Source organism: Aquimarina sp. MMG016 (genome assembly GCF_018100805.1).
Classification (GTDB): Bacteria; Bacteroidota; Bacteroidia; order Flavobacteriales; family Flavobacteriaceae; genus Aquimarina.
In genome coordinates this window covers 83,755-108,947 of sequence record NZ_JAGJEA010000017.1, presented here as the reverse complement: position 1 = coordinate 108,947, position 25,193 = coordinate 83,755, and the positions used below count along the sequence as shown (strand labels likewise).

Genomic DNA, 25,193 nt, shown 5'->3' with positions numbered 1-25,193 from the left:
ATATATAATTAATTGTATTTTTACCTCTTAAATCCAAATCTCCCCACATGGGTAAAATAATAGCGATTGCCAATCAAAAAGGTGGAGTCGGAAAAACGACTACCTCAGTAAATTTAGCTGCTTCTCTTGGTGTTTTAGAGAAAAAAGTGCTTCTAATCGATGCGGATCCGCAGGCTAATGCGACTTCAGGTCTAGGCTTGGATGTAGAAACCATTGAGAAAGGAACATATCAAATTCTGGAACATACCGTAAAGCCAGAAGAAGCAATTGTAAAAACCAGTTCCCCTAACGTGGATATTATTCCGGCTCATATTGATCTGGTAGCCATAGAAATTGAATTGGTTGATAAAGATCAGCGAGAATATATGCTAAAAACAGCAATTGAAGGGCTACAATCACAATATGATTATATCCTGATTGACTGTGCTCCTTCTCTAGGACTATTAACTCTAAATGCTTTGACAGCATCGAATTCGGTTCTTATTCCTATTCAGTGTGAGTATTTTGCATTAGAAGGTCTGGGAAAGTTATTAAATACTATAAAAAGTGTTCAAAAGATTCACAACACTACATTAGATATAGAAGGGCTTTTATTAACAATGTATGACTCCAGACTAAGATTATCTAATCAGGTAGTTGAAGAAGTTCAAAAGCACTTTAATGAAATGGTGTTCAAAACAATCATTCAAAGGAATATTCGTTTAAGTGAAGCACCTAGTTATGGAGAAAGCATAATTAACTATGATGCCACTAGTAAAGGAGCAAGTAATTACTTAAGTTTGGCACACGAAATTATAAAGAAAAATTAGTAAGGATTTATGGCGAAGGCAACGAAAAAACAAGCATTAGGAAGAGGCCTTTCAGCTTTGCTGAAAGACCCTGAGAATGATATTAAGTCAGCAGATGATAAAAATGCAGATAAAGTAGTTGGTAATATCATAGAGTTAGAACTCGAAAGCATTGAGGTTAACCCTTTTCAACCACGTACCAGTTTCAATGATGAAACCTTACGCGAATTGGCAACCTCAATCAAAGAAATCGGTGTTATACAACCGATTACTGTACGTAAACTCGACTTCAATAAATTTCAGCTCGTAAGTGGAGAAAGACGTTATCGTGCTTCTAAGTTAGCCGGTATAGAAAAAATACCTGCTTATATAAGAATTGCAAACGATCAAGAGTCTTTAACCATGGCTTTGGTCGAGAATATACAACGTCAGGATTTAGATCCTATCGAAATTGCACTATCTTATCAACGTCTTATCGATGAAATCAATCTTACACAAGAACAATTAAGTGATAGAGTTGGTAAAAAAAGATCCACCATTGCTAATTATTTAAGATTATTAAAATTAGACCCTATTGTTCAGACAGGAATGCGAGATGGCTTTATCTCTATGGGGCATGGTCGTGCATTGATCAATATTGAAAACCAACAAGAACAACTTGACATATACGAAAAGATTATAGGCAACTCACTTTCTGTTCGTGATACAGAAAGCTTAGTACGATCCTTAAACAATAAAGATGAGAAGCCTAATATCAAGGGATCAAGTGCTAGTTCTAAAAACGAAATGCCAAGACATATTGCCAAAGGAATTAAAGATTTTTCAGAATATTTTGGTGCAAAAATTGATGTAAAGGTTTCAAGCAAAGGAAGTGGTAAACTAATCATTCCATTTTCTTCTGAAGAAGATTTTAAACGCTTAAAGAAACTTATCAATAGTGAAGAGTAAATCCTTTTATATTATTCTTTTTTTTACGTGTTTAATTACTCAAAATATTTTCTCACAGGAAGATGAAGAATTAAAGATTACTACAGAAGAAGTTGTTGTAAAAAAGAAAAAAGAAAAGAAGAGTAGACCTTATGAACCTTTGGCTCCAGCACGTGCAGCATTTTATTCTGCAATACTTCCAGGTTTAGGACAAGCTTATTCTGGCAAATACTGGAAAATACCTATTGTATATGCCGCTTTAGGCACAGGAATTTATTTTTATATTGATAACAATAATAACTATAATAGATTTAGAGATGCCTATAAGCTTAGATTAGCAGGCTTACCTATTAATGATGCTCAAATTGAAAATTTTTCTAATGATAGACTTATTGATTTGCAAAGACGTTTTCGACGAGAACAAGAATTATCTTTATTAGTAACAGTAGGGTTATATGTCCTTAATATTGTTGACGCCAATGTGACCGCGCATTTACAGCAGTATAATGTCTCAGAAGACTTATCATTAAAACCAAAAGTTAATTTTAATAATCTTGATGCAAAACCCAGTTTTGGATTATCGCTTAATTATAGTTTTTAGCAACTAAAAATTTAAACCAAGAACACTAACCACCAAAAGAATATGAAAATTGCACTGCTAGGATATGGCAAAATGGGTAAAACAATAGAAAAAATTGCTATTGAAAGAGGCCATACAATTGTACTCAAAGTTGATAAAGATGATAAAGATTACAATGTTTCAGTAGCAGATGTAGCAATTGACTTTAGTATTCCCTCTGCTGCGGTTAGCAATATTACCAATTGTTTTAATGCTAATGTGCCTATAGTTTCTGGTACAACAGGCTGGTTGGAACACTATGAGCAGATATTAGAGTTATGCAAAGAAAAAAAAGGAGCTTTTATCTATGCTTCTAATTATAGTTTAGGTGTTAACCTTTTCTTTGAACTTAACAAAAAATTAGCCAGTATGATGAACAATGTCGAAGGTTATGATATTGCCATGGAAGAAATTCATCATACTGAAAAACTGGATGCACCAAGTGGTACAGCAATCACCCTTGCTGAAGGCGTTATAGAAAACTCAAGCAAAAAAGATTGGAAATTGGATCAAGGAGATGACAATACAATTCCTATAGTAGCAAAAAGAATAGATAAAGTTCCTGGAACTCATACTGTGGCATACACCTCCGCGGTAGATGATATAGAAATTAAGCATACTGCACATAACCGTAACGGATTTGCACTAGGTGCGGTAGTTGCAGCAGAATGGTTACATGATAAAACCGGAATTTTTACAATGAAAGACGTTTTAGGTTTATAATATTGTAACACATTAGAAAGAAAAAGTACTTATACTAAAAAAATACTGACAAATGACACTTACTGAATGGTTTATATTTTTCCTTGTACTACAGGTTATTCATTTTCTGGGAACCTGGAAATTATACATTAAAGCTGGCAGAAAGGCTTGGGAAGCTGCAGTACCTGTATATAATGCTGTAATTTTAATGAAAATCATTAACCGCCCTTGGTGGTGGGTAATTCTGTTATTCGTTCCGGTAATCAACGTAATCATGCTACCCGTGATTTGGGTAGAAACCATCAGAAGTTTTGGGAGAAATAATAGAAACGATACCATATTAGTCTTGGTAACTTTAGGTTTCTATATTTTTTATGTCAATTATATGCTTGATGTAACCTATATAGAAGATCGAAGCTTAAAACCTAGAACATCTCTTGGAGAATGGGTTAGTTCTATTGTATTTGCGGTTGTAGCAGCAACGATAGTACACACCTATTTTATGCAGCCCTATACGATCCCTACAGGATCATTAGAAAGAACATTGCTTGTTGGTGATTTCTTATTCGTAAGTAAGTTTCATTATGGAGCGAGAACTCCAATGACATCTATAACCTTTCCTATGGTACATGATACCATTCCCGTGTTAAGAAAGAAGTCTTATTTTAGTAAACTTCAATATCCATTTTTTAGAATACCAGGTTTTCAAAAAATAAAAAGAAACGATATTGTTGTATTTAGCTGGCCTATAGATACTGTTAATGCATTTCAGCAATGGGGAGATGGTAAATATCATTACAAACCTATTGACAAAAAATCAAACTACGTAAAACGTTGTGTAGGTGTTCCCGGAGATTCACTGGCTGTAGTTGATGGATATGTTCATATTAATGGAGCACGGACAGAATTACCTGATCGAGCTGAAGTTCAGTTTTCTCATTTAGTTACTCCAAAAGGAGGAAGATTTAATCCTCAGAATCTTTATGACCGCTATAAGATCAAACCTACCGAATTTATTCCTCTGAATAATGGAAGGTTTAGAGTCTTGTTAACAAAAGAAAACGCACAGAAGTTTAAAAACCATCCAAATGTTGTAAGTGTAGAAAGAAATATTGCCCCAAAAGGAGCGAAAGACCCGAGAATTTTCCCAAATAATGGCAAAGTAAATTGGAACATAGATAATTTTGGCGCTATATATATCCCAAAAGCCGGAGTTACCGTAAAAATGGACCTAAAAAGCTTTTCTCTATATCGTAGAATCATAGAAGTTTATGAAGGATCTGAATTGGGTATTGATAATAAATTAACTGCAAACGGAACTCAAATTTTACTTAACGGGGAGCCTATAGATAGTTACACCTTTAAACAAGACTACTATTGGATGATGGGTGATAATCGTCATAATAGTGAGGATAGTAGAAATTGGGGGTATGTTCCCGCTAATCATATAGTAGGTAAACCTGTTTTTGTATGGTTTAGCTGGGATACTAATGGTAAAGGTTTCAATAAAATAAGATGGGATCGTATGTTCACTACCGTTGGAGGAAGTGGAGAGCCTGTTTCTTATTTCAAATACTTCTTAATTGTCCTATTTGGTTGGATTATTTATGGTCAGTATAAAAAGAGAAAAAAGGCTTAATAAAAAACCTTTTATGGTTTGAAATTATGAATCCTACCCTACTACACCCTATGTATTTTGGATCTATAGCTCAATATATAGCTATAGCTCAATCAGATTCGATAGTTTTTGAAAATACAGATAATTATCAAAAACAAACCTATCGTAATAGAACCTATATCTATGGAGCTAATGGAAAGTTATTATTAACTATTCCTATAAAACATACAGGAAATGGAGATCGTCAGCTATATAAAGATGTTCGTGTTGAAAATGATTTTCAATGGCAAATCTTACATTGGAGATCCCTGGAAACCGCTTATAGAACATCTCCATTTTTTGAATATTATGAAGACGAATTTGCTCATTTATTTGAGAAACCAAAAGAATTTCTTTTAGATTTCAATTATGAATGTATGGAAGCGGTTTTTGATTGCCTTCAATTAGATAGTAATTACACAAAGACAGAAGTCTTTCAAAAAAATCCTGAAGAAATCAATGATCTAAGAAATCTGGTTAATGCCAAAAAAGAAAAAACCTATGATATGAAATCCTATATCCAGGTATTTTCAGAAAAATATGGGTTCCTCTCTAATCTTTCTATTTTGGATTTGCTTTTTAATGAAGGTACTAATGCTTTGACTTATCTGGAGAGTCAATCTATTTTTTCATGATTCGACCAATCATACACTACGGGTTTCATTTTATTGTTCCATTATGTATAGCGCTACTTTTCTTCCCTAAACAATGGAAAAAAGTGTATTTCATATGTATAGCAGCTATGCTTATTGATCTGGATCATTTGATTGCCAATCCTATTTTTGACCCTAATCGTTGTAGCGTTGGGTTTCACCCTTTACATAGCTATTATGTAATAGGTGGGTATTTTATATTATGCATACCTAAAAAAACAAGAATTATTGGTTTAGCCCTGTTATGGCATATTTTTTCAGATCAAATAGATTGTTGGATGATGTAAGTTTACTCTTTTAAAAGCCCATAAATCCATGTATAAGCAACCACTCCTAGTGGCACCGAAGCACCCAACCAAAAAAGATTTTTAATAAAAAGAAAACCAAAAAACCCCATAAAAAAAGTATAACCGACAATAGCAAAACTTACTATTTTGGTCAACCTATTATCAACTAGAATCCCTTTACTTGCAGGGATTATTGATGCAAAAAACGATATTGAAATTAAAAACAATAACACATGACCCCAAATAAAATACGAAACAATACTAAAGGTTCCTAGTACTAATAATATAAAAAAGACAACCCCGGAAACCTTCTGTTTATTGGTTAACAAGTATTTTCCAAAACTATTAAACCTCAAAATCATATTGGATAAAGGGTCGACTATCCACCCCCCTAAAACGAATATCAAATAAGGAATAATTACAATATATGCCATATTCTCGTTACCCGAAGATTCTAAAACTTTTACTAATATCCTATAGACAATAAATAACCCAATAATAAAAGCAAATTGATTTTTGGAACTCTTATTAGACATCCAAAATGCGTACTTTAAATAACCTCTATAGACAAAGTTTTTAGCTTTAATAGCTTCCAGCATGCCCTCTTGTGCATATCTTGAAGTAGGGTCATTCTTAAGGGATTCCTTAAAATGTGTCATTGCTTCTTTATGATTCCCATGCTCTAATTGAACCCAACCCACATTAGCATGAGAAAAACTACCTTCTGGATCCTGATTTAGGGTATTACCAATAGTTTCTTGTGCTTCTTCTTTTCTTTTTAGTTTAGTAAGAGCTTGTGCCCTAACATTTAAACAAAGTACATTGTTAGGATCTAATTCTAATCCTTTATTAGCATAATTCAGGCTTGGTTGATACTGTTTAGATTCTAAAAATAAAAAACCTTTATATCCAAAGTAATCCGGTTCATAAGGATTTAGTCTTATAGCTTCATCGATAGCCTTCTTAGCCTCAGTGTTATTTTCATTATGTCTTTCAATAACAGATCTATTATAAAATAAATCATCTTCGTTTGGATATTCGGAGATCAATAATTCATTTAGTGATTCTGCTTTTTGGTAATCCTCCAATTCTAGATAACATTTAATCAGAAGATTTTTAGAAAGATAATCCTCCGGATCTTTTTGCAATCCTTCTTGTAAATATCTTATTGCCTCATTATATTTTTTTACCTGAAATAGCTGAAAACCTCTTTCAAAAAGCACATTATCCATTTACTTCTTTATTTTCAAATAGGTTAATATTTCATCATACAATCCAGAATCATTAGCATACAGAGCATAATTCTTTGAAGTTGTAAACCACTCTTTAGTACTTGGGTTGACCTGTTTTATTGCTTTAAGAATATCTTTTGTAGATAATGGTTTAGGAATTCCATCACTAAAGGACTGCATCAACTTTTGTTCAATTGCAACATCAACTGAAGCTTTTATATCTGCTCCAGAAAATTCTTTTGAGTTCTTTGCTAAAACATTATAATCTATTCTTTCTATAGGCTTATCCTTCAACATAATTTCATAAATGGCAGATTTTGCTTTGATATCTGGAGGTGAAACAAAAATAATTCGATCAAACCTACCTGGCCTTCTAAAAGCCGGATCCAAATGCCAAGGAGTATTTGTCGCCCCAAGTATCAAAATACCATCATTATCGCTATCAATACCATCTAATTCAGCAAGAAATTGATTAATAACATTCCTACCTGCTGATTTATTCATATCATTCCTATTAGCGCCGAGAGCGTCTATTTCATCAATAAAAATAACACAGGGAGTATTCTTTCTAGCAGTTTCAAATACTTCATGAAGATTTTGTTCACTGCTTCCAATCCACATATCCAATATATCATTAATACCTATACTAATAAAATTGGCATTAATCTCTCCTGCCGTAGCTCTTGCCAGATGTGTCTTCCCGCATCCCGGAGGGCCATAAAGTAATATTCCTCCACCAATTTTTTTACCGTAAGCTTTATATAAATCTTTATGTTCCAAAGGTTTAATGATTTTTAAAGAAATTTGATTCTTTACTTCATCCATACCTCCAACATCTGAAAAATCAATAGTAGGTTTTTTAAGAAATTTTTTAGCATCATTATCCACAAAGTTTTCCTCTTTACTAGGACCGCTCATTAATCTTAATTTATGATCAAAATCATCGTTCTGATATAAGCTGTCTATATTCAATATAGTTTGATAAGTATCCTTTGCTTCTGAAATATTATTTGATTCTAATTGACAATAACAAAGTAATTCTAAATAAGAAATATTACGATTATCAACATCTAATAATTCTTCTAAAATAATTTCTGCGGGTGCGACCTTATTCAGCTTATAATAACAATTTGCTAATCCAAATTTAGCTTCGATAATATCATGCTGGAGATTAATAACTTCTAAATAATGTTGCTCTGCATTACTAAAATCACTTTTATCAAAGTATGACTTTGCTATCCTAAGTCTTAGCGGAATATTATCTGGAGAAAACGAAAGTGCTTCTAACAGATCATTTATAAAATCGTTGCTCATTAAATAAATTATTTACAAATCAATATACTCGATTAACTCCCCATCCAAAAAGTAAAACAAATCTAAAATTTTATTCTAGAAAGAATTGGATAATGATCAGAAAGTTCCATATCAAAATTGTTAAACCCTAACACTTCGAATTCTTCTGAAACCAATATAAAATCAATCCTTACCGGAAATAAGTCAAACTCATATGTTTTGCCAAATCCTTTACCCGCTTCCTTAAATGTATCCTGAAGATTTTCGGAAGTAATTTTGTTATATATATATGAGTATGCGGTATTATTAAAGTCCCCCATCACAATATTCTTATACGGAGAAGTTTTTAAATGTTCTAAAATTTTATCCACTTGCTCCTGTTGTCTTTCAAAAGAAAACTGGATTCTTTGTAATAGTTTTTGCGAATCTTCTTTAGCCAGCATATCCGTATCAGGATTGATTTTATGAGATTGCAAATGCACATTATATACTCGTACAGTATCATTTTTTATGACAATATCTGTAAAAATAGCATTGTTTGCAGTCTTCTTAAATCCTAAAGAGCCACGATTAATAATGGGAAATTTTGAAAAAACAACTAATGCCAACTCTCCATTGTCATTATTAAAATCCTGATATTCGTATGGATATTGGCTAAAATCTATATCTGGATTATTATAAAACTCTTGTGCACAAAATATATCCGGGTTCTGAGCTTTTACCAACTTAGAAATATCTTGTGGAATATTATCAGAATCTATCCAATCAAAACGATTAAAACTATGGACGTTAAAAGTCATCAATGAAATACTTCCTTCTGCAGCATCAGATGACTTACCACTTAACTTATACAAAGATGATACATGCGAAATTCCTAAAACCAAGACAACCAAAGATAATATTGCTTTCTTATTCAACAGAACAACCCAATACAATAAAAAAAACAAATTGATGATAATCAAAATAGGTACCGTTAAACTCAGTACTGATAATAATGGAAATGATTTAGGAGATACATAAGGTAAAAGATATGATAACAACAATGCAAATGCTGCGACAGAATTCATTACAAAAACTATCTTGTTTATCAATTTCCTCATTCTTACTCCTTACCTGCTTTAAACAAAAAGTCTTTTTCTTCCTTGGTTAAACTATCATATCCACTTTTACTGATTTTATCCAAAATAGCATCAATCTGAGCTTGATTTGGGTTTTTAGTGGCAGTTTTGGTCTTTTTGGCTGTTGTTTTTCTTGACTTAGATTTATGAACCGTTTTTAAAGGGCTTTTCTTTTTGGGTTTAAACATGGTAGCTATCCCATCCATTAGTTTTTCGAACCAGGCTCCAATATCTTTCCCTTTTTTAAGCTGAATAGCGTAGAGATAACCAAAAACAGCCCCTCCTAAATGTGCTATTAAACCTCCCGCATTTCCTGAGTTCGGTAACTGAATTAAATCTGATAATACAACAAACAAACCTATTTGCCATAATTTAACATTAAAAAAGATGATCCTAACTTCAGAGTTTGGCGTATATGCTGCAATAAAGATCATAATTGCTCTCACTGCAGCCGAAGCACCAATCAAATAAGCCATTGTACCGTTCAAAACAGGAAAAACGTTATAAGCTACTACAAACAAAATCCCTCCACATATGGCACCTAACAAATAAATAGTAAGAAACCTTTTCTCTGTAAATAAATTAAGTACGTATTGACCAAACCAATACAAAATCAACATATTCCAGAAGATATGCCAAAAATCAAAATGTAAAAAACTATAGGTAAGAACACCCCACACTTGAAGGATAAGAGATTCTAACTCCGTTGGCAGCACGAACCACTTCATTAAAGCTCCAGGGGTTATATTAAATATCCAGGATCCTAATGTTGCAAACAAAAATAATAGAGTATTGATTACAATAAGCTTAACAATGATGTTAGCCGTTTTATATTGATATGTTAGGTTATTTGCTGCCATATTAATACCAACGATGTTGATTAAACGAATTCTTTTTCCAATACCACATAGTTATAAAACCAATTACAGCACCCCCAATATGCGCCCAATGTGCTATATTAGAAACTCCATAAAAACTCGTACTAGTAATTGCACCCATTATATCAGGTACGAAATAAAGTAGCATTAAATATTTTGCTTTTATTGGAAAAGGAATAAAAAGAAGATATATCTTTTCGTTCCAAAATAAAATTCCAAATGCAGCGATAACTCCTGATACAGCACCGGAAGCGCCAACCATATGACTATAATAAGAACGATACATGTTAGTTACAGTATCTTGATCAGTAAATTGCAAAACAGCTGTGTTATATCTTTCTTCTCTCATAAATTCTAGGATTTCATTTTTAACGAAACCTGCATCAATAAATGCTTGATAACCTGGAATGAAGTATAAATAATAAAATAATAGTTGTAGAGCTAACGCTCCAAATCCAGCTGAAAAATACAAAAACAAAAACTTTTTTTGACCTATACGATATTCCAAATCACTACCAAGCAGAAACAATAATAACATATTAAAAAAGATATGTGATATCCCCTGATGACTATGCATAAACATATATGTTAATATCTGCCAAAAATGAAAGTTATCATTATATGGAAACCAAAAAGCAAATAAACTAAATGATGTTCCTTGTAGTGTCAATGAACCAATAAAAAATATTACATTGACAATAATTAAAACCTTAACTGTTTCTGTAATTCTCCCCATTTAGTTTTTAAAATTTCTTATCAATCTCATCAACTGTTAACGTGATGAAAGTTGGCTTATTATCTGGTGATATGGTTGGTTCTGTACAAGCAAATAAGCTATTGACCATATACTTTTGTTGCTCAGGGTCCAAATCAACTCCTGATCGAATTGCAATATCCTTAGACATTGATTTAGCTAGTAAATCTGTTTGCGAGAAACCACTGTCTGGCACTTCGTTTTCCAGGTCGCTTAACAATTGTTCTAACAACTGAGAGACTTCTTTCTCTGAAGCCACACTAGGAATCCCAGTAATCTCAATCTCTCCTAGTGCAAATTCTCCAAAAATAAACCCTGTATTCTGTAGTTGCTCTTTTACAGTTTCTAATAACGTAATTTCTTTTTTAGAAAAAGAAAGTTTCAGAGGAAATAACAATTGCTGACTAACAGCACTTGCCATCGTAATATTACGAAGTAATTCTTCATATACAATTCGCTGATGGGCACGATGCTGATTAATTATGACCATACCGCTTTTAATCGTAGTTACTATATATTTACGATTAAGCTGATATGTAGTGTGTTGTTCCAATTCTTTTTTCTTATCGCCTTCAAACAAAGAACCTGTTACTTCGGTACTTTCAAATTGAACAGACGAGAAATCATTCTCATTAGATGTTGGAGTAGTCATCTCTGATTCTAATCCTACATACAGATTTTCCCAATCTCCTGCTGACTCTTTTTTATATCCTGTATAATTTTTTCCTGAGCTGCTTGATGACTTCTCCTCCTTAAAGGGATTAAAACTACGGTCAACTTCTATATGAGGAGTCTGAGCAACTTTGCTTTTATACTCATACGGAGTATCCATAGAAGCGTCTCTATTAAAATCCAATATAGGAGCAACGTTAAACTGTCCTAGACTATGTTTTATAGTAGATCGAAGCATGGCATACAATGCATGTTCATCATCAAACTTAATCTCAGTTTTAGTTGGATGAATATTAATATCTATAGAATTGGGATCTACTTCCAGATAAATAAAATAACTAGGATGCGCTTTATCTTTTAATAATCCTTCAAAAGCTGCATTAACCGCATGATTCAGGTATGCACTTTTGATAAATCTATTATTTACAAAGAAAAATTGCTCTCCTCTAGTTCTTTTAGCATATTCAGGTTTACCTACAAAACCTCCAATAGTCACTAAATCCGTTTCCTCCTTAATCGGAACTAACTTTTCATTAGTTTTTCCTCCAAAAACATGAACAATTCGCTGCCGCTGATTCGAAGTAGGCAATTTAAACACTTCACTATCATTATGATACATATCAAATCGAATATCCGGGTGCGCCATAGCTACACGATGAAATTCATCAATAATATGTCGAAGCTCTACCGAATTTGATTTCAAAAAATTACGTCTGGCAGGTATATTATAAAATAAGTTTTTAACACTAATTGAAGTTCCTTTTGGAGTAACACATACTTCTTGCGAGGTTACTTCACTGCCTTCTATTTTGATTTCGGTTCCTACTTCATCTTTTTCTTGGCGTGTTTTTAGCTCCACATGAGCAATCGCAGCAATAGAAGCTAAAGCTTCTCCTCTAAAACCTTTAGTATTTAACTCAAAAAGATCTTCTGCAGTTTTTATTTTAGAAGTAGCATGACGCTCAAAACTAAGTCTGGCATCAGTGACACTCATTCCTACTCCATCATCAATAACCTGAATAAGTGTTTTACCTGCTTCTTTAATAATTAATTTTATCTGGGTAGCTTTAGCATCAATGGCATTTTCCAGTAATTCTTTTACCACTGAAGCAGGTCTTTGAACCACCTCTCCAGCAGCGATCTGATTAGCTACGTGATCTGGTAATAGTTGAATGATATCAGACATTTATCGTCTTGCAGTAAATATGGATAAATCAAACTCGATTAAATACAAAAAGATGAAAACCAGAATAACGACAATATAAATTATCCTTTTATTAATTTCTCGATTTCCACGGTGTCTACTCGCTTTACGAGCTTCTGCCCAGTGAGACCCAAAATCAATATCGTTAGTAGTATCCCTATATTTGGTAATTCTATTCTCGAAATCATAGATGTTACCTTCACTCTTACCATTATAATACCGTGGGGTATAGTTATATCTTCGGTTCGTTCTTCTCTTAGGGATATTAAACTTCACAATCTGTTCCTATCTTAATATTATCCAAATATACTTAAAATGCAGTGTAATCTAAAGCTTTTAGCATTACAATAACATCGATATACCATCAACAAGGATCATACCGCTTTTTAAAACCTGTAAAAGAAAATACTATTTATAGAACTTAGCGTCTTTGCGAAGTTGCGCCATTTTTATAGCTGCTATCGCAGCTTCTGTTCCTTTATTACCGTGTTTACCTCCAGAACGATCTATTGATTGTTGCAATGTATTATCAGTAAGTACACAAAAAATTACAGGGATGTCATTATTGATATTTAAATCTTTAATTCCTTGGGTCACCCCTTCACAAACAAAATCAAAATGTTTGGTTTCGCCCTGAATCACAGAACCGATAGCAATAACAGCATCAAGCATATCAAAAGATTCTTGCATTTTTTTGCAGCCATAGATCAATTCGAAACTACCGGGAACATTCCATCTCACGATATTTTCTTTAATAGCTCCGCAATCAATAAAAGCATCAAAAGCGCCTTGAAAAAGTCCTTCTGTAATTTGGTCATTCCATTCTGAAACAACAATCCCAAACCGAAAGTTCTTCGCGTTTGGGATTGTCGACTTATCGTATTGTGATAAATTTTTATTTTCTGTAGCCATTAGTTTATGGTTAAAGGTTTCTTGCTTGTAGCTTGTTGCACTCCATAACCTGAAACCGCAAACCAGAAACTACAAACTATACTATTGCATCGCTTTAGCTCTTCCTAAATGTACATCTACCTGATTAGCTTCTACACTTTTAGAAAATTCTTCTTTGATTCTTTCTAAATGAGGAATCGCAACTTCAGGCTTATTCAGTGAAATTGCAGTTAGTGCAGCTTTTAGTAAAAACTTAGGAGTAGTATACTCATTATTCTTTGTAGCAGCAGCTTTTTCATAGTATGATAATGCCTCTTCAGTTTGGTCCAACTGAGAAAAAGCATCACCTATTCCTCCAATTGCCAAAGGACCTAACATCTCATCATCACTTTTAAAAGCATCTAGATAATCAATAGCTTCCTGATACTTTTTCATATTCAGGTAAGCAAAGCCTGCATAATAATTAGATAAATTAGCTGCTTTTGTTCCTCCATAATTATCTATAATCTGTAGGAAACCATATTTACCTTCTCCACCATTAAGTGCTAAAGTATATAATGAATCACGTAAGGTGCTATTGCCATTTACTGCATTATCAAAATACTGCTGAGCTTTGAACATTTCGTTAGAAGCTTCTTGCTCTTTTGGCTCCTGAATAAACTTATCATATCCAAGATATCCTAAAACTACAAGTGCTACAACTCCAACTATTATAAAAATATATTTTTGATTAGCCGCAACCCATTCTTCTGTTTTAGAAGCTGTTTCATCCAGGGTATTAAATACTTCTGCAGTTGTAGATTGATCTTCTATCTGTTCTACCTCTTCAGTTTTAGTTTTAGGTTTATATCCTCGTTTCTTATACGTTGCCATAAATTTTCTTTAATGAACGGCAAAAATAAAATTTTTATTCATAATTAAAAGCACAACTATTTAATATTTTTCAATATTTTGCGCAAGATAGTTACGAATATTACAACAATCACGACTCCTTGACGATCAACGATTTATGATTTTAAAATCACTTTCTTTAATAAATTATAAGAATTTTGAATCCATCAATTTTGATTTTGATGATAAGATAAATTGCTTCGTGGGAAATAATGGGGTCGGAAAAACGAATATTCTGGATGCTATTTACCACCTCTCTTTTGGTAAAAGTTATTTTAACCCTATTACCGGACAAAACATTAGACATGATTCTGATTTTTTTGTTGTAGAAGGTCTTTATGAAAAAGAAAACAGGGAAGAAAAGGTAATTGTAAGTGCTAAAAGAGGACAAAAGAAAGTTATAAAACGTAACGGAAAGGCGTATGACACTTTTAGCGAGCATATCGGGTTTTTACCTTTAGTTATTATCTCCCCTGCAGACAGAGATCTTATTACCGAGGGAAGCGATACTCGCCGTAAATTTATTGATGGGGTCATCTCACAAAGCGACCATAACTATCTAACTACCCTTATAAAATATTCTAAAATTGTATCTCAGCGTAATTCATTATTAAAATATTTTACGGTTAATAATACTTTTGACGGTACCACACTAGAGGTTTATAATCAACAACTTCACGAGTATGGGACAATTATTTTTCAAAAGAGGGCAGCTTTTCTGGAAACCTTCATCCCTATATTTATTAAACGTTATGAAGCTATTACCTCGGGTAGCGAGACAGTATCTCTACAGTACCAAAGTAAATTGGCTGATTCGGATCTTTTAACCTTATTAGAACAAAATATTGCCAAGGATAGAATGCTTCAATACACAAGTGTTGGAGTTCATAAAGATGATTTATCTTTTGAGATTGATGGGTATCCTATAAAGAAATTTGGCAGTCAGGGACAACAAAAATCCTTTCTTATAGCATTAAAGCTAGCACAATTTGATTTTATCAAAAAACAAAGCAAAGTAAATCCAATATTACTTTTGGATGATATTTTTGATAAATTAGATGAGAAACGTGTAGAGCATATCATCAAACTGGTTGATGATCAAAATTTTGGCCAATTATTTATTAGTGACACTCACGCCGACAGAACAGAAGGTGTTGTAAAAAAGATTTCTCAATCCTACAAAATCATAAAATTAGAAGAGAACAATGCTGAATAAAATTCTATATATAACATCGTTTTTATTTTTTGTTTCTTGCTCTTCTTCTAACCCTGAAGCACAAATACAGTATCTCGATGGTTATTGGGAAATTGAAAAAGTAATATTATCAGACGGGACAGAAAAGAAATACAATTTTAACCAGAGTATTGATTTTTTTGAAGTTAAGGATTCTGTTGGTATCAGAAAAAAGCTACAACCTCAGCTAAACGGAAATTTTATTTCTACAAAAGATAATGAGACATTTACTCTTAAAATTGAACAAGATAGCCTTAGAATATATTACAAAACTCCGCAATCAAGCTGGAAAGAAACCATAATTTCTGCTAAAGAAAACAGAATGACGATTACAAATAATACCGGAAATGTTTATTTTTACAAGCGATATCAAAAGCTATCATTATAATGGCAAAACGTCAGAATGAACATCAAAGTTTAAGCGAAGTATTAAAGGATTTTGTCGCTGATAATAAACTCCAGAAAGGTCTTGACAAAGTCGAGGTAAGAGATGTTTGGGAACAAATTATGGGGCCTGCCATTACCAAATACACTCAATCTATAAAACTAGAAAGAAGCACTTTATTTATACAACTCACCTCTTCGGTACTTAGAGAAGAACTAAGCTATGGGAAAGAAAAAATAATCTCTAATCTTAATGAAGGCCTGGGTAAAGAATTGATTAAAAAATTAGTGCTTAGATGATCTTTCTAATCTATCCTTAACAAACTCTATTTGTGTTTTTCCATGTGATTTTGGTTTACCGTTCTCATCAAGATTGACCATGGTAATATTTTCTACCTGGATGATCGTCTTACGAGTAAGTTTATTTCTCACTTCACATTTAAGTATTAAAGAAGATCTGCCGAATTTAACCACATCCATTCCAATCTCAACAATATCTCCCTGAACAGCAGAACTCACAAAATTAATTTCAGACATAAACTTAGTTACTACTCTTCGGCTTTCTAGCTGTATCACTGCATATAATGCCGCTTCCTCATCAATCCATTCTAACAATCTTCCTCCAAATAATGTTTCATTAGGATTTAAATCTCCAGGTTTTACAATTTTACGTGTATGATATCTCATATTCCCATATTTTCTTACAAAATTAGTTATAAATAAGGAAGAAATATTAAGTTTAAACGTAACAGCAAATGATTTATCACTTCTTGAATTTATAAGCAATGATTCTATTAAATTGAAAATTTCAAATAAAAAAGATTGTCATTTTATAAACCGAAAATAATAGGAATTAAAAAGAAAAATTATTGCACTATCAATTCTTGACAATACTGTATTCCTTCGGGACAAGTAGGTGTTTCTGTTCTAATACATATTTCATAAGTTCCAGGGCTAAATTGAAAGAACAATGTATTATCACCATTAGAACCTCCATCATCTTCGATGATATCATTGTTTATCACCCACTCATAAGTTACATTAGCAATATCAGGAAACTCAGCAAAGAAATTATAACTTGGTGTATCACCTTCTTGTTCAACAGTAAAGAATAAATCAGGGCAAATAGGTTCTACTAATACCTCTTTACAAAACTCTTTACCATCCGGACAAAGAGGAGAAGTATGTTTTATACACACTTCATGCATACCAGGATCTAGTGTTTGCAATAATTGATTATCTGCTCCAGGACCGCCATCCAACTCTATTTGTTGACCATCTACAAACCATTGATACCTTATACTTCCAATATCAGCAAATTCTGCCGTAAACACGTACTCTAACGTACCTGGTTCCTGTACAAATTCAAATAATAGGTCAGGACAGATTTGTTCTACAGTGATCTCTTTACAAAACTTAATACCTTCCGGGCAATCAGGAGTTTCAACTTTTAAACATACTTCATAATTACCTGGACCACCAGGAACACTGCCATCTAATACCGCCAGAAAATTATAATCGAAAGTAGGTCTAGCAACATCTCCAACCAATTCATTATTAATAAACCAGAAGAAAACAACATCACTTTGCTCTATAGTAGATATAAATCGATATGTCGCTGGACTTTCTATCAATTCCTTTGTAAACTCCGGATTAGGACACCCTACGCAATCATTGATTATTTCATAGAATTCGAAATAAGTATTTATCCTCTTTGATGAAAAATCAGGAGCAACCAATAAATTAACAGGAAACTTTAATTCTGGCTGATAGTCTGCTCCCTGACTAGAATAAAAACTATTAAATTCTTCCTTAGAAGATAATACAATCTCTCTTCTATCTCTATTTATTAGAGTTACCGGATAATCAAACTTAAAACATTGACTGAATAATCTATCAAAATCATGTCTTAACGTATCAAAATTACATTCCTGAAGCACATTTATTAAAGCAGCTTCATTATTTACTGTGAATTGAGTATCACTATTTCCATTAAATACAATCTGAACCGGAAACTGAAGTCCAGAAATATTAAAATTATTACTCTGACTAGACATCACACTTACCAGTCCATCATAGTTATCTATTCTAATACTGGAATCTGTATTATATCCTAATACTATTGGGTATACAAACCTGAAACACAGTTCTCTTTCAGAAATGATTACATCACCAGAGCCGGGACGAAAATTATTAAGTACCGTAACTAATGCTGTGCTCTGAGTTATATTGTCTCCAACTTCATCCGGGAAGAAAGAATCATCATTGACACAAGAACTTACCAACACAATTAATGCCAGTAATAATCCTTTGTAATATGTAATAAATTTCTTCAACATAAATCTGTCTTATATAAATATAACGTTTAGAATATAGTTTACCCTACCCCCTTTTATGAATTATAATCGTTCAAAGTATAAAAAATTAAATCAGAATCAAAAAACTTAGGTTTATACAAATACAAATTCCCTGGAAACGTATGGCAACGTTCCCAGGGAATAACCTAATTAATCTAACCTAACCAACTTTTTTATTCTATAACTAGTGTTTTACAATATTTAATTCCTTGAGGACAATTTGGCGTTTCAGTTTCTATACAAATCTCATAAGTACCTGGTCCAAACTGATAATACATATAATTATCTTTATCATCATTAGGCCCAACCATTTCTTCATCTACAACATCTCCATTAATTGTCCACCAAAATGATGTGTCTTGCATTCCATCAAAGCTTGCATAGAAGTTATATCCGGGAGTATTGCCTTCTTGTTCCATTTCAAAAAACAAATCAGGACAAGATACAGGGTCTTCAATTTCTATAACTTTACAGTAAGAAGTTCCTTCAGGACATTCTGGTGTTTCTGTTTTTAAACACACTTCATATCTTCCTGGACTAAATTGATAATAGAATCTATTATTATCTCCGTTATTAGAATCTTCCACAAACTCACCATTGATATACCATCCTAACCACTCTATATTTGAAGCGTTTTCAAACTCAACCTGAAAATAGTATGCTGGATTATCACCATCTTTTTCTGCAATGAAAAATAACTCCGGACACTCATTCTCTCCTCTTACTTCAATTTCTTTACAATAAATTACTCCTTCTGGACAATCCTCTGTAAACACTTTTAAACATACTTTGTATACTCCCGGATCAAATTGATAAGTTAACACTCTACTTCCTCCTTGTTGATCACTTGGGTTTTCTATCAACTGATCATTAATATACCAATCCAATTCAGCCACAGCATCCGTACCTTCTATTTGCGCTTCGAATACATACACTCCATTAGTACCTGGCTCCATTTCTTTGGTAAAAGAAACCTCTGGACAAACATCACTTACTTCTTCTATTACAATTTCCTTACAATATCTAGTTCCATTAGGACATTCTGGTGTTTCAGTAGCAATACATACTTCGTATACTCCAGGCTCTTTAAAATCATAGATAAGATAGTTACTTTCATTTGGAGAAGAATCTTCTACAAACTCACCATTAATAAACCATCCATAAGATACTTCTTCGATTCCTCTAAAATCAGCTATAAACTTATATTGAGAAGGTCTTTCGTACTGTCTTGATTCAAAGAATAGATCAGGGCAAGGATCTGTTTCATCTCTTTCTACAACAATATCGGTGCAGACTTCGATAGGACAGTTTTCACTTGCAACCTTTACACAAACTTTATATTCTCCAGGTTCGAATCTATAATCCAAAATCTGATCTTTTACATCACTAAGGCTACCTGTATCTACCTCATCTCCATTAATTGTCCAAGTAAATCTTACATCTTCTATTCCGTCAATCTGTGCAGCAAAACGATATACGGCACTACCAGTTTCATTATCAACAGTTACATTTACCTCTGGACAGTTATCAAATTCTTCTATTTGATCGCAGGAATTAAATCCTATTAATAGTGTAAAGATCATTACACTCCAAATGCTAAGTTTTTTCATGGTATCAAAATATTTTAGGGTTATTCAAATAATTAATTTCACTGAAGGCTTTTTAGCGCCTCACATAAATAAAACGCACCTAAAAAAAAATACCCTACCCCCAAGATTTATTTTTTCTAAATTTTATAGCTACCTATAGCTACCATGGCGTGTACTGCTAAGGCAGACCGGGCTATCCATTATATCTTTTATAAACTCCTAAATTTATATGCACAGCGGTGACAGTTTATAAAAGGATGCCATTTCTATCCCTCACGCAATACTTTAGTTTTAATTGAAATTTATAGGCTGCTCTTTTGATACGAAAGAAAAAAAATCTAGATTTGGACATCAATTTTTCATACCCCCTAATGTCTGATAACAAAAACTCTACCTGTAACGAACAAGCATTTGATCAGTTCTTTAAAAGTCAATCAAAACTTTTGAGAAACTATATCTATTATAAATTCGGTGATTTGGAACAAGCAGAAGATATTGTTCAGGATACCTTTATAAAATTGTGGAATAACTGTTCTAAGGTTCCACTTGATAAAGCCAAAAGTTATATATATACTATAGCGACTAATCTTGGGATAAGCATCACAAGACATCAAAAAGTAAGATTTAAATATCAAGATTATATTACTCAGAGAAAAAGTGATGTCACGAATGAATCTCCAGAATTCATTGCTCTTGAAAAAGAATACATGGAGAAACTAAAAAATGCAATTGCAGATTTACCAGAACGACAAAGAGAAGTTTTTCTGTTAAGTAGAATAGATAAAAAAACATATAAGGAAATAGCAGAAATGTCTAATGTTTCCGTTAAAGCTATTGAAAAACTAATGCATAAAGCACTGTTAGCAATGCGAAAGAAAATTGGTAATATTTAAAATCTGGTTTAATAAACAAACTAAAAAGCTAAAAAAAATTATTTAGTCAAAAAACTAAGAACCAAAAACCTAAAAAAATATTTTTTTTTTAATAAAGGGTAGGGTAAATTAATAATAAAACGTTTTCATTATATAGACCGAAGTTATGTTAGACGATAAAAAAGACGAAATATTCTTATCCAGATGGATTAACGGCGAGCTTTCTGAAGAAGAGCTTCGTGAGTTTAAATCTCATCCTGAATATGAGTATTATATGAAAATAATGGCTGGTGCGGATGCTTTGGACCTTAAGGGTTATGATGTAGAAAAAGAATTAACCATTATAAAATCCAAGAGAGGTAATAACACCATAAAAAAATCAAGCTCAGTAATTAAATTATGGCCATATTTTGCTGTTGCAGCATCTGTGGCGATTATATTAGGATTATTTTTATTTGGCCCAAACGAATCTTTCACTACCAATTACGGAGAACAGCTGGCTGTTACACTACCAGATGGTTCAGAAATGATCCTTAATGCAAAATCAAATGCTAGTTTTGACAAAGATAGTTGGGAAGAAAACAGAACTGTATCACTAGAAGGTGAAGCATATTTTAAGGTAAAAAAAGGAAGTAAATTTACAGTTACCACTAAAAACGGAGAAGTTTCCGTACTCGGAACTGAATTTAACGTACAATCCTATACTTCTTTCTTTGAAGTAGCTTGTTATGAAGGTAAAGTAAGTGTTACAAATGATCAACAACGTAAGGTTCTGACTGCAGGAAATGCCTACAGAAATTTAAAGAACATCGCCCCTGAAAGTTGGACATTTGTAGCACAAACCCCTTCATGGATTAACAGTACTAGTACTTTTAGAAGCGTACCGATTAAATATGTATTTAAAGAAATAGAAGAACAATATAATATTAAAGTAGATACCTCTAATATAAACACCGGTGTAATCTATACTGGTACTTTTCCTAATGATAATATAGAAGTTGCTCTTAAAACAGTTTTTAGTACCTTAGGCATGGACTATAGCCTATCTCAAGATGGCAAGACCGTCGTACTAGAAAAGTAGAAGCATGAATAGACTTTTATATGCATTTATATTTTTATGGAGCATATCTGTTTTTTCACAAGAAGAAACAAAAGTCGTTGTATTAGAAGATAAAACACTCTCTGAAGCCATTCCGCTTATTGAAAAACAGTTTAATGTAAAATTCTCATACATTAATCAAGTAATCGAAGGAAAAAAAATCTCTTTACGTTTAGCACCTGATACTTCATTAAAAGATCTAGCCAAAACATTAGAAACACTTACTTTTCTAAAGTTTAACCTTACCGGGAACAATTTTATAACCATAAGTAATTATACTAAAAAAGATCACATCTCAGTATGCGGTTATATTCTTGATGAAGAACTAAAACCTCTTAAAGATATTGGTGTGTTTTTTAAAACTACAAGAACCAATATTACTACAGATGAAAATGGCTATTTCACAAAAGATAGTATCCCTTTTAATTCGGTAATTCTGATCAGTGCTCCGGGTTTTAGGCAAAGAGTACTTAACTCTAAATCTTTTTTAGCGGGAGAATGCCCAAAAATTTATCTAATCAATAGAGAACAAATACTTGATGAAATCCTAATACAAGAATACTTAACAAAAGGAATCACAAAAAACAAAAATGTTGTTCATATAGATCTTAAAGATGTAGAAACACTTCCGGGACTTACTGAACCAGATATTTTGCAGAGCATTCAACAAACTCCTGGAGTTAATAACCCATTTGAAACCGCATCTGGAATATTTGTCAGAGGAAGTGCTCCTCACCAAAACCTAGTATTATGGAACGATATCAAAACATATCATCAAGGTCATTTATTTGGAATGCTATCCGCTTTTAATCCGTATGTAGCTAATGAGGTGAATTTTATAAAAAATGGAGTTAGTGCAAAATATGGAGGCAGAATTGCAGGTGTTATTGATATCAAATCAGAAAATGAAATTACAGAATATTTTACAGGAAATGCTGGTTTTAACATGATCAATGCAGATGTGGTAGTTCATACACCAATCGTTAAAGATAAAATATCTCTGCAAGTATCTGGTAGAAGATCCTATACAGATGCTCTTGAAACATTTACATATCAGCAATTATCTGATCGAGTATTCCAAAACACCAAAATATCAGAAACTACACTATTTGAAAAAGAAAATAATGATTTTTTCTATGTTGATTATAATGCAAATCTAATTATGGAGCCTTCTGATAGTGATAAAATTGAAGTAAACACCATTTATAGCAAAAATGATTTAGATTTTAGAAGAAGTGATAATTTGGAATCTTTTAGCGATGATTTAATCACTGAAAATGAAGGATATAATCTAAAATGGAATCATGAATACAGTAATACTTTTAATACAGAAGTAAGCGGATATTACACTAAGTACTTATTGAATTATCAGTTTACAACAAGGAGTGCAAGCATTATTTCAGAAATAGAAAGTAAGAAAAATAGTGTAAGAGAATTTGGTGCAACTTTAGGCTTTAATTATAGGCTATCTGCCTATCAAAATCTTATAGGTGGTTATCAACTTTCTAATAATAATATCCGATATGCTTTTGTTACCACAACACCTAGCTATGAACTGATTTTAGATCAGGATGACAGTTTTCTAAATACACATTCCTTTTATACTGAATATACCTACGAGAATCCGAAGAACCTCTTTATTTCAGCCGGGTTACGTTTTAATAATTACTCTGAGTTAAAAAAATCTTTCATCGAGCCTCGGGTTTTAGTTCAAAAAAACATTACCAAAAACCTAAAAATAAATTTCACAGGAGAATACAGAAGTCAAGCAGCTAGTCAAATTAGAGAATCGGTGGTCAGTGACTTATCTCTAGAAAATCAAGTATGGACATTGGCTAATGAAGAGGAGTTTCCCATTATATCTAGTTACCAATTTACATTAGGAAGCAGCTTTAGAAAGAACAAATGGCTTTTTGACATAGACGGATATTATAAACAAATTGATGATATTACAACACTCACAGCTGGATTTCTAAATCCTATTGACAATACTTATCATATCGGAGAAAGTAGAATATTTGGCATAGATGTTTTTCTAAAGAAAAGGTTCAGAAATTATAAAAGCTGGGTTAGCTATTCATACATTAATACTCGTAATAAATTTGAGGATATTAATAATAATGAATCCTTTCCTGGTAACTGGAATATTGAACACACCATCAAATGGTCTCATTTTTATAAAATCAATAATCTTCAGTTTTCATTAGGTTGGGTATGGCATACAGGTAAAGCATTTACCAATGTATCAGGAATAGATGAAAGTGGTGAGATTATATTATTAGAATATGATGAGATCAACAGTAACACATTACCCATCTATCACAGGCTCGATTTTTCTACAATCTATGATTTTAAGATAGGACAAAACTCGAACATAAAATATCGTGTAGGATTATCAATTCTTAATTTATATGATCGGCAAAACATATTAAATCGAGAATTCAGAACCACGAATTCATTAGATAATCGCTTTATCAATGCTGACATTTTATCCGTGGGGATTACTCCTAATATTAGTTTTAGAGTATTTTGGTAAAAGAACTATTTCTTTACATATTTTTAACCAATACCCATGTTTATAAAGAACAATAAAAAAGCCTGTCCAATAACATGAACAGGCTTTTTTCAACGTGTATTATTTTCTTCTTAGAACTGCTCTCTTCCAGAGAAATGAAAAGCACCCTCGATAGCAGCGTTTTCATCACTATCACTTCCGTGTACTGCGTTCTCACTAATTGAAGTTGCAAATTTCTTACGAATTGTTCCCTCAGCAGCTTCTTCCGGATTCGTTGCTCCAATTAACGTTCTAAAATCTTCAACCGCATTTTCTTTTTCTAAAATTGCAGCTACGATAGGCCCACTGGTCATATATTCTACTAATTCTCCATAAAAAGGACGTTCGCTATGAACTGCATAAAATTCTTTAGCATCATCAGTAGTAAGTTGAGTTAATTTCATTGCCACCACTCTAAAACCTGAAGCAGTGATTTGTTCAAGGATAGCCCCGATATATCCTTTTCTTACCGCATCCGGCTTAAGCATTGTAAAAGTTCTGTTTGTTGCCATTGTAAAAATGTATTTGTTGTAATTTC

The 25,193-nt window shown here is 32.6% G+C and carries 26 protein-coding genes; 13 read left to right on the top strand and 13 right to left on the bottom strand.

Features of this window, described 5'->3' with window-relative positions:
- The first annotated feature begins 47 nt into the window (after nt 1–47).
- From J8M14_RS21735 to J8M14_RS21705, 7 genes are read left to right on the top strand one after another with little or no spacing between them, the layout of a single operon-like run.
- Nucleotides 48–809, top strand: coding sequence for an AAA family ATPase (locus J8M14_RS21735; protein WP_211076932.1), 762 nt, complete (start codon nt 48–50; stop codon nt 807–809).
- A gap of 9 nt (nt 810–818) precedes the next feature.
- A complete protein-coding gene (locus J8M14_RS21730) occupies nt 819–1,736 on the top strand; it encodes a ParB/RepB/Spo0J family partition protein (protein WP_211076931.1) in 918 nt (305 codons plus the stop codon).
- Nucleotides 1,726–2,316 carry a DUF5683 domain-containing protein gene (locus J8M14_RS21725; protein ID WP_348772864.1) on the top strand — a complete coding sequence of 197 codons (591 nt, stop codon included), beginning with the start codon at nt 1,726–1,728 and terminating at the stop codon, nt 2,314–2,316. Before J8M14_RS21730 ends, J8M14_RS21725 begins: the two co-directional genes overlap by 11 nt.
- A 42-nt stretch (nt 2,317–2,358) precedes the next feature.
- The gene (gene dapB / locus J8M14_RS21720) at nt 2,359–3,057 is read left to right on the top strand and encodes a 4-hydroxy-tetrahydrodipicolinate reductase (RefSeq protein ID WP_211076930.1); all 699 of its coding nucleotides are present in this window, start codon (nt 2,359–2,361) and stop codon (nt 3,055–3,057) included.
- A gap of 52 nt (nt 3,058–3,109) precedes the next feature.
- Nucleotides 3,110–4,675, top strand: coding sequence for a signal peptidase I (gene lepB / locus J8M14_RS21715; protein WP_211076929.1), 1,566 nt, complete (start codon nt 3,110–3,112; stop codon nt 4,673–4,675).
- Between the two features lie 26 nt (nt 4,676–4,701).
- Complete coding sequence (locus tag J8M14_RS21710; RefSeq protein ID WP_211076928.1) at nt 4,702–5,328, top strand: WbqC family protein; 627 nt, start codon at nt 4,702–4,704, stop codon at nt 5,326–5,328.
- Nucleotides 5,325–5,633, top strand: a complete 309-nt coding sequence (locus J8M14_RS21705; protein ID WP_211076927.1) for a DUF6122 family protein — start codon at nt 5,325–5,327, stop codon at nt 5,631–5,633. Before J8M14_RS21710 ends, J8M14_RS21705 begins: the two co-directional genes overlap by 4 nt.
- 2 nt (nt 5,634–5,635) lie before the next feature.
- Here the strand turns inward: J8M14_RS21705 and J8M14_RS21700 are convergent, their stop codons facing one another.
- The 9 genes from J8M14_RS21700 to J8M14_RS21660 all read right to left on the bottom strand — a co-directional run bounded on the left by J8M14_RS21700 (nt 5,636) and on the right by J8M14_RS21660 (nt 14,548).
- Complete coding sequence (locus J8M14_RS21700; RefSeq protein ID WP_211076926.1) at nt 5,636–6,865, bottom strand: tetratricopeptide repeat protein; 1,230 nt, start codon at nt 6,863–6,865, stop codon at nt 5,636–5,638.
- Nucleotides 6,866–8,179 carry an AAA family ATPase gene (locus J8M14_RS21695; RefSeq protein WP_211076925.1) on the bottom strand — a complete coding sequence of 438 codons (1,314 nt, stop codon included), beginning with the start codon at nt 8,177–8,179 and terminating at the stop codon, nt 6,866–6,868.
- Nucleotides 8,180–8,241: 62 nt separating this feature from the next.
- Nucleotides 8,242–9,225, bottom strand: coding sequence for an endonuclease/exonuclease/phosphatase family protein (locus J8M14_RS21690; RefSeq protein WP_247672737.1), 984 nt, complete (start codon nt 9,223–9,225; stop codon nt 8,242–8,244).
- Nucleotides 9,226–9,260: 35 nt separating this feature from the next.
- A complete protein-coding gene (locus tag J8M14_RS21685) occupies nt 9,261–10,136 on the bottom strand; it encodes a rhomboid family intramembrane serine protease (RefSeq protein WP_211076923.1) in 876 nt (291 codons plus the stop codon).
- Nucleotide 10,137: 1 nt separating this feature from the next.
- Complete coding sequence (locus tag J8M14_RS21680) at nt 10,138–10,890, bottom strand: rhomboid family intramembrane serine protease (protein WP_211076922.1); 753 nt, start codon at nt 10,888–10,890, stop codon at nt 10,138–10,140.
- A 7-nt stretch (nt 10,891–10,897) separates the two neighbouring features.
- Entirely contained in the window at nt 10,898–12,766 is a 1,869-nt protein-coding gene (mutL, locus tag J8M14_RS21675) for a DNA mismatch repair endonuclease MutL (RefSeq protein ID WP_211076921.1), read from the bottom strand.
- On the bottom strand, nt 12,767–13,060 hold the full coding sequence (locus J8M14_RS21670; RefSeq protein ID WP_211076920.1) for a hypothetical protein: 294 nt from the start codon (nt 13,058–13,060) through the stop codon (nt 12,767–12,769).
- A gap of 132 nt (nt 13,061–13,192) precedes the next feature.
- Complete coding sequence (gene ribH / locus J8M14_RS21665; RefSeq protein ID WP_211076919.1) at nt 13,193–13,696, bottom strand: 6,7-dimethyl-8-ribityllumazine synthase; 504 nt, start codon at nt 13,694–13,696, stop codon at nt 13,193–13,195.
- 81 nt (nt 13,697–13,777) lie between these two features.
- A complete protein-coding gene (locus J8M14_RS21660) occupies nt 13,778–14,548 on the bottom strand; it encodes a tetratricopeptide repeat protein (protein ID WP_211076918.1) in 771 nt (256 codons plus the stop codon).
- A 136-nt stretch (nt 14,549–14,684) separates the two neighbouring features.
- Between J8M14_RS21660 and J8M14_RS21655 the strand changes: the two genes are divergently transcribed.
- From J8M14_RS21655 to J8M14_RS21645, 3 genes are read left to right on the top strand one after another with little or no spacing between them, the layout of a single operon-like run.
- On the top strand, nt 14,685–15,782 hold the full coding sequence (locus tag J8M14_RS21655; protein ID WP_211076917.1) for a DNA replication/repair protein RecF: 1,098 nt from the start codon (nt 14,685–14,687) through the stop codon (nt 15,780–15,782).
- On the top strand, nt 15,772–16,188 hold the full coding sequence (locus J8M14_RS21650; protein ID WP_211076916.1) for a lipocalin family protein: 417 nt from the start codon (nt 15,772–15,774) through the stop codon (nt 16,186–16,188). The genes J8M14_RS21655 and J8M14_RS21650 overlap by 11 nt, the downstream gene beginning before the upstream one ends.
- Entirely contained in the window at nt 16,188–16,484 is a 297-nt protein-coding gene (locus J8M14_RS21645; RefSeq protein ID WP_211076915.1) for a DUF721 domain-containing protein, read from the top strand. The genes J8M14_RS21650 and J8M14_RS21645 overlap by 1 nt, the downstream gene beginning before the upstream one ends.
- Here J8M14_RS21645 and J8M14_RS21640 read toward each other — a convergent pair.
- The 3 genes from J8M14_RS21640 to J8M14_RS21630 all read right to left on the bottom strand — a co-directional run bounded on the left by J8M14_RS21640 (nt 16,470) and on the right by J8M14_RS21630 (nt 20,151).
- Nucleotides 16,470–16,871 carry a hotdog domain-containing protein gene (locus J8M14_RS21640; protein ID WP_211076914.1) on the bottom strand — a complete coding sequence of 134 codons (402 nt, stop codon included), beginning with the start codon at nt 16,869–16,871 and terminating at the stop codon, nt 16,470–16,472. The two genes, J8M14_RS21645 and J8M14_RS21640, sit on opposite strands and share 15 nt — an antisense overlap.
- 179 nt (nt 16,872–17,050) lie before the next feature.
- Nucleotides 17,051–18,523: a hypothetical protein gene (locus tag J8M14_RS21635; protein ID WP_211076913.1), complete on the bottom strand. Its 1,473-nt coding sequence runs from the start codon at nt 18,521–18,523 to the stop codon at nt 17,051–17,053.
- Nucleotides 18,524–18,714: 191 nt separating this feature from the next.
- A complete protein-coding gene (locus tag J8M14_RS21630; protein ID WP_211076912.1) occupies nt 18,715–20,151 on the bottom strand; it encodes a hypothetical protein in 1,437 nt (478 codons plus the stop codon).
- 350 nt (nt 20,152–20,501) lie between these two features.
- On the opposite strand from J8M14_RS21630, the gene J8M14_RS21625 reads away from it, so the two are divergent.
- The 3 genes from J8M14_RS21625 (at nt 20,502) to J8M14_RS21615 (ending at nt 24,637) form a co-directional block, all read left to right on the top strand.
- A complete protein-coding gene (locus J8M14_RS21625; RefSeq protein WP_211076911.1) occupies nt 20,502–21,023 on the top strand; it encodes an RNA polymerase sigma-70 factor in 522 nt (173 codons plus the stop codon).
- A 145-nt stretch (nt 21,024–21,168) separates the two neighbouring features.
- Nucleotides 21,169–22,083, top strand: coding sequence for a FecR domain-containing protein (locus J8M14_RS21620; RefSeq protein WP_211076910.1), 915 nt, complete (start codon nt 21,169–21,171; stop codon nt 22,081–22,083).
- Nucleotides 22,084–22,087: 4 nt separating this feature from the next.
- Nucleotides 22,088–24,637, top strand: a complete 2,550-nt coding sequence (locus tag J8M14_RS21615) for a TonB-dependent receptor (RefSeq protein WP_211076909.1) — start codon at nt 22,088–22,090, stop codon at nt 24,635–24,637.
- Nucleotides 24,638–24,747: 110 nt separating this feature from the next.
- Here J8M14_RS21615 and J8M14_RS21610 read toward each other — a convergent pair whose 3' ends face one another.
- Nucleotides 24,748–25,167, bottom strand: a complete 420-nt coding sequence (locus tag J8M14_RS21610; RefSeq protein WP_211076908.1) for a nucleoside-diphosphate kinase — start codon at nt 25,165–25,167, stop codon at nt 24,748–24,750.
- Nucleotides 25,168–25,193: the final 26 nt, after the last annotated feature.